6 protein-coding genes are annotated in these 5385 nt (G+C 59.2%); 3 read left to right on the top strand and 3 right to left on the bottom strand.

Annotated elements, in window-relative coordinates; all coding sequences use genetic code 11:
- On the top strand, positions 1 to 916 hold a 916-nt coding region (locus AC1D1P_RS13425; protein WP_477673325.1), incomplete at its 5' end, for a hypothetical protein.
- A gap of 245 nt (positions 917 to 1161) precedes the next feature.
- Here the strand turns inward: AC1D1P_RS13425 and AC1D1P_RS13420 are convergent.
- Together AC1D1P_RS13420 and AC1D1P_RS13415 are read right to left on the bottom strand one after the other, a co-directional pair.
- On the bottom strand, positions 1162 to 1515 hold the full coding sequence (locus AC1D1P_RS13420) for a hypothetical protein (RefSeq protein WP_477673324.1): 354 nt from the start codon (positions 1513 to 1515) through the stop codon (positions 1162 to 1164).
- Between the two features lie 11 nt (positions 1516 to 1526).
- Complete coding sequence (locus AC1D1P_RS13415) at positions 1527 to 1952, bottom strand: response regulator (protein WP_477671634.1); 426 nt, start codon at positions 1950 to 1952, stop codon at positions 1527 to 1529.
- A gap of 328 nt (positions 1953 to 2280) precedes the next feature.
- Here AC1D1P_RS13415 and AC1D1P_RS13410 point away from each other — a divergent pair, with 328 nt between their 5' ends.
- Both AC1D1P_RS13410 and katE read left to right on the top strand, forming a co-directional pair.
- Complete coding sequence (locus AC1D1P_RS13410) at positions 2281 to 2550, top strand: hypothetical protein (protein WP_477671635.1); 270 nt, start codon at positions 2281 to 2283, stop codon at positions 2548 to 2550.
- A 108-nt stretch (positions 2551 to 2658) separates the two neighbouring features.
- Positions 2659 to 4833 carry a catalase HPII gene (gene katE / locus AC1D1P_RS13405; protein ID WP_477673323.1) on the top strand — a complete coding sequence of 725 codons (2175 nt, stop codon included), beginning with the start codon at positions 2659 to 2661 and terminating at the stop codon, positions 4831 to 4833.
- A gap of 14 nt (positions 4834 to 4847) precedes the next feature.
- Here katE and AC1D1P_RS13400 read toward each other — a convergent pair.
- Positions 4848 to 5385, bottom strand: a 538-nt coding sequence (locus tag AC1D1P_RS13400) for a penicillin acylase family protein (RefSeq protein ID WP_477673322.1), incomplete at its 5' end; no start/stop codon positions are given.

Genomic DNA, 5385 nt, shown 5'->3' with positions numbered 1-5385 from the left:
CACTGAGACCATGAGCAACATTCAAACCCTCGTGGTCACCTGTTGCCTGGCATTGGGCACATACCTGCTGCCGGCTGCCGCGCAAGCACAGCAAGCTCCCGCTGTTTCGGCGGAACCCCACGCCGCAGCCCTGCTGGAAAAGCACATGGCATTGGCAGGGCAGCTAGCGCAGAACGCCTACCACAGGCCGCTTTTTCTGGAGTCTTCAGAAGGTACCAACACGGTCAGTGGAAGTGCATACGCTGTACTGAATTCCCCTTTCAATACGGTTAGCGCCACGTTCAAAAGTCCCAATCGCTGGTGCGAAATGCTGATGCTCCACATCAACACCAAATACTGCCACGCCAGTTCGGACAGCAGCCCCAGCACTCTGAAAATGAACATCGGCAAAAAAACCGCCCAGCAGCTGGAAGACGCATTCGTGTTGCAATTCAACTATCGGCTGGTTGCCAGCTCTTCCGACTATCTGGGTGCCCAACTCAACGCCGACAAAGGTCCGCTGGGAACCAGCAATTACCGAATCGAACTGCAGGCGGTTCCACTGCCTGGTGGAAAAACCTTTATTCATTTGGGTTATTCCTATGGCTACGGCATCACCAGCCGCCTGGCCATGCAGGGCTACCTTGCCACCGTGGGCAGTGGAAAAGTGGGATTCACTCCAATACGGCAAGACCAGAACATGACGCATGTAGGCGGAATGCGTGGAGCGGTAGAGCGCAACACCATGCGTTACTACCTGGCGATTGAAGCCTACCTCGCCGCTGTGGACAAACCAGCCGCGCAGCAACTTGAAGCGCGCATGCTGTATTGGTTTGATGCCACGGAGCAGTACGCGCGGCAGCTTCATGAGGTAGACAAGAACACTTATCTCACCATGAAAAGGGCTGAATACCAGCGGCAGCAGGCCGCCCTGTAGGCTGTGCCGACGAGTGCCCGCACAGCCAGAGCTATGGTTAAACCGCCTGCGGTGGCACGTTGGTCGCCGGCTCGCGAATCGGTAGCGTCGGCTCCGGCGGTGGATCATTGACCTCCGGGGGCGTGCCAGGCGCAGGAGGAATAATCACCGGCGGCACCTCGGTGGGAATATGGATGCCCGGGGTGCCGGGACTGGGTTCCGGAACGGGAACATGAAGTCGCATTGGATGCTCCGGGGCCAGGGAGTTATCTGATCCAGCGTGGCAAGTGCGAACCGGCGCGGCGACGCAACTGTGATCGCAGCACGATCATGGCCAAGGCGCCGGCGGCGGCGGCCATCAATGCCGAACGGCACGGGTATTCCGCGACCTGGGTCCGAATAGAACCCATAAGGGGGGCTCGCTTGTCGTTGGCCCGAGCTACCAGCGGTCGGGTCGCTTGGTTGTCGGACGAAAAACCGCCTGTTCCATGGGCTTGCTCCGCCAATACCGCCTCTTCGGCGGACGGAAAAATATCTTCTGACAGCTTGCGTGGACCTGCACCGGAACGGTAAACAGCGTCCTCTGTGGACTGGCCCGTTAACACTGCGGATTCGTTCATGCTGTCCTCCTTCAGGCTCGCTGGAGCGCGGATTCGTCATTCGCAACCTGGTCCAGTTTTTGGCTTTGAGTCACGCAGTAAGCAAGCAGGCAGTCAATTTCAGTCGATTTATCAAATACCGCATCGACACCCAACTCCGCACAGCGCCTGCGCATCTCGGGTGTTGCGTAGTTACTGAATACCACTATTTTTTGAAGCGGCCTGCGGGCGCGGCAAGCCTGCAACACCCCGAGACCGCTTCCTTTCTTGAGAAAGAGGTCGACGATGGCCAGATCCCATTGCGCGTCATTGCGCGTCAACCACTCTGCCCCCTGCTCTTCAGTATCAGACGTGCCAACCGCTTCTACCGGAGCGAGTTCTTCCAGCGTACTGATCAGGTTTTCGCGGATGGTCGGGTTGTCCTCTACGACATAGGTTTTCATTTTTGGCAACGTCATCGGCGTATCCCCGTCTGTAACTGGGCCTGGATGTCTTTCATGGCTGCAAATTTAAGCGAAGCGTCTTCCGGTTTCTGCCGGAGGGACGAGCATGCCCGTGTAGGAGAAAAGGCCAGCGCGCCGCCAAGGCGCCTGAAACCTGACGTCTACATGAACACTTTGCACACGCTAAAACGGTAAGCCATGTCTTACGCAAGGAGAAGAAAGGCCTTACAGGGTGCACCGGCATCCGGCTACCGAATATGGATCTGCCGGCCCGTATGGTCTATGCACCAGACAACGACACCGGGACACAACCGGTGGAGCGCAAACCACACGGGGAATCACCATGAAACTGATGGGCGGACTTTTGGCAGGCATGGCAGCAGGATTGCTCACCGCCTGGCGAATTCATGCAAGCCCCCGGGATATCGACCTCGTCCATGCATTTCTCACCGCACTGGTCTGCGCAGCAAGCCTGTTTTTGTGTTCAATGCTGTTGCCCGATGGCCTTGCTGACGCATTTCAGGAACTCATGGGCTGGTGCCTGGCCGGCACCGTTGCCGCACTGGCACTGCTGGCCTGCGTGAAGGGGCTGGAAGGTTTGCTCGATACGTGACGGCCATATTGCGCCGGCCAAACCGCCGGCCCRCCTGCTACCAAAAGCCCCAGGCGCACCCTCCTTTCACCCGCCCCTGACGCCATCTTTTAAGAAGAAAGACTTTTCATGCCGCCATCCAAGCGCAACGCTATCAACCCTGGCCGAAATGCGGAAGGTGCAAAAGACAAAAAGTCGCAGCTTGAGGGGTTCTCCACCGGCCCGGCCGCGGCCCTGACCACCAACCAGGGCCTGCAGATTCCGGACAACCATAACTCGCTGAAGGCGGGCGTGCGTGGCCCTACCCTGCTGGAGGATTTCATCCTTCGCGAAAAAATCACCCATTTCGACCACGAACGCATTCCGGAACGCGCTGTCCATGCACGAGGCTCCGCTGCACATGGGTACTTCAAACCCTACAAGTCGATGGTCCAATACACCAGCGCCGCCTTTCTCCAGGACCCGGACGTGGAAACGCCGGTATTTGTGCGGTTTTCTACCGTGGCCGGCTCCAGGGGCTCGGCGGATACTGTGCGTGACGTGCGCGGGTTTGCCGTGAAGTTTTACACCTCCGAGGGAAATTACGACCTCGTCGGCAACAACATTCCCGTTTTCTTTATCCAGGATGCCATCAAGTTTCCGGACCTGATCCATGCAGTCAAGCCGGAGCCGCACCATGAAATGCCCCAGGCGGCCAGTGCCCACGACACCTTCTGGGATTTTGCTTCGCTGATGCCCGAAACCACACACATGCTGATGTGGGCCATGTCAGACCGCGCCATACCGCGCAGCCTCCGCATGATGGAGGGCTTCGGTGTCCATGCATTTCGTTTTATCAATGCCCGTGGCGATTCGCACTTTGTGAAGTTTCACTGGAAACCCAAGCTCGGCGTTCACGGACTGGCATGGGATGAAGCCCAGAAGATTGCCGGCAAAGACGCTGACTTTCACCGGCGCGACCTGTGGGAGGCCATCGAAAGCGGCAATTTTCCCGAATGGGAGCTGGGCGTTCAAATCGTGGACGAAGGCAAGGAGGACGAGCTGGGGTTCGACATCCTGGACCCGACCAAACTGATCCCGGAAGAACAGGTGCCCGTGCAGATCATCGGGAAGATGGTGTTGAACCGTAATCCCGACAATTTCTTTGCTGAAACCGAGCAGGTGGCATTCCACCCTGGCCACCTGGTGCCGGGCATCGATTTTTCCAATGACCCGCTGCTGCAGGGCCGCCTTTTTTCCTACACGGACACGCAGCTGTCACGCCTGGGCGGCGCCAATTTCCACGAGATTCCGATCAACCGCGCCGTCTGCCCGATGCACAACTTCCAGCGGGACGGCATGCACCGCCAGGCGATCAGCAAAGGACGGGTAGCGTATGAGCCCAATACGCTGGGCAATGGGACAGAGTTCAGGATCGATGGCGGAGCGCATGGCTTCCAGTCATACCCAGACCAGGTAGAGCCACCCAAAATCAGGCGCCGCAGCCCTTCATTCGACGACCATTTCTCCCAGGCGGCACTGTTCTGGAACAGCCAGAGCGCGGTGGAAAAAGACCATATCGTTGCGGCATTCCGGTTTGAGCTCTCCAAGGTGGAGGTCCCTGAAATCCGCCAGCGCATGGTGGACAACCTGGCCCATGTGGACCTGAAACTGGCAACCCGTGTGGCAACCCCGCTGGGCATCAATCCGCCGGATCCCAAGGCCGCATCCGGCAGGCTGGGTTTCCGGGACTACCGCATCACCAGCAAGATCGAGGAAGACCCGGCATTGCGCATGGTGGGCCGCACCGGCGGCAGCGTCAAGACACGCAAAGTGGCCATCCTGGTAGCGGACGGCGTCGAAGCCGCAGCCCTCAAGCGCATCCAGCAAGACCTCCTGGACGCTGGTGCGCTGTGCAAACTCGTCGCGCCACACCTCGGCACAGTCAGCACTTCGTCCGGCCGGCAGCTTGCGGTGGACCATACTTTCACGAATATGCCCTCCGTGATGTTCGACGCAGTGCTGATCCCCGGGGGAGGCGACAGCATAGGCACCCTGGCCGCCATGGGCGAAGCTGTGCATTTCGTGCTGGAGGCCTACAAGCATTGCAAAACGATTTGCGCCATCAACGACGGCGCCCAGCTGTTAAGCACCCTGGGTTTCAGTCTGGGCAAAGACCCGGAGCTGATCCACGTGCCGACGCCGGGAGTCCTGATAGCCGATGCACGCAAAGTGACTGAGGGGCAGGTTTCCCAAGACTTCATGACAGCCATCGCCCAGCATCGCCACTGGGACCGGCTGAATGTCGACGCCATCCCGGCGTGAGACTTCAAAGCCCTTCAGGGATTCAGCGTGAGCCGGTGCACGTAGGTTGACGGGTTCATCTGCAACGGCCGGTATTGCACTGCGGCCCAGCGCTCCTTCATGTCGCGATAGCGTCCGGAAAACACAAGGCCGCTTTGCCCCGTTTGGTAAATGAAGCGTGAGTTCTCCAGGTCTGCGAGGTCATACACGGCCCGCAAAGAAGCGGCCTGCCTGTTGGCGAAAGGCGTCGCGTCCCCGGTCGCCCAGTACTGCCCCACGTTGACGGTAAAGGTATCGCCACCGGTGGGAACGCGGACATCAAAGAACTGAGCGAGCCAGGGCACGTTGCCAAATGGCTTGTGGGCAGACAGCGCGAAGTGCGCCCTGCCCCAGCTCCAGGCCTCTACGTCGTTCCCATAGGCTGCCTGGAGGCGATCCAGCGCCCGGTTCAGCGCAGCAGCAGACTGCGCCGCACAACCAGCGGTGCCGCACCATCCGGTGTCGTTACGCTCGAGAATGTCTTCCAGCGTGCTCCTGAAATGGCGCTTGCCGTAAAGGGCCTTGAACGTGGGC

The sequence above is a fragment of the Polaromonas sp. P1_E1_2 genome, assembly GCF_056406035.1.
Note: the sequence above shows the minus strand (reverse complement) of the source record. Positions and strands in the feature narration are given on the sequence as shown.

Excerpts from the sequence above, each read along its gene's own strand:
- AC1D1P_RS13415 (WP_477671634.1), bottom strand. The coding sequence starts at position 1,952 with ATGACGTTGCCAAAAATGAAAACCTATGTCGTAGAGGACAACCCGACC.
- AC1D1P_RS13420 (WP_477673324.1), bottom strand. The coding sequence starts at position 1,515 with ATGAACGAATCCGCAGTGTTAACGGGCCAGTCCACAGAGGACGCTGTT.
- AC1D1P_RS13410 (WP_477671635.1), top strand. The coding sequence starts at position 2,281 with ATGAAACTGATGGGCGGACTTTTGGCAGGCATGGCAGCAGGATTGCTC.
- katE (WP_477673323.1), top strand. The coding sequence starts at position 2,659 with ATGCCGCCATCCAAGCGCAACGCTATCAACCCTGGCCGAAATGCGGAA.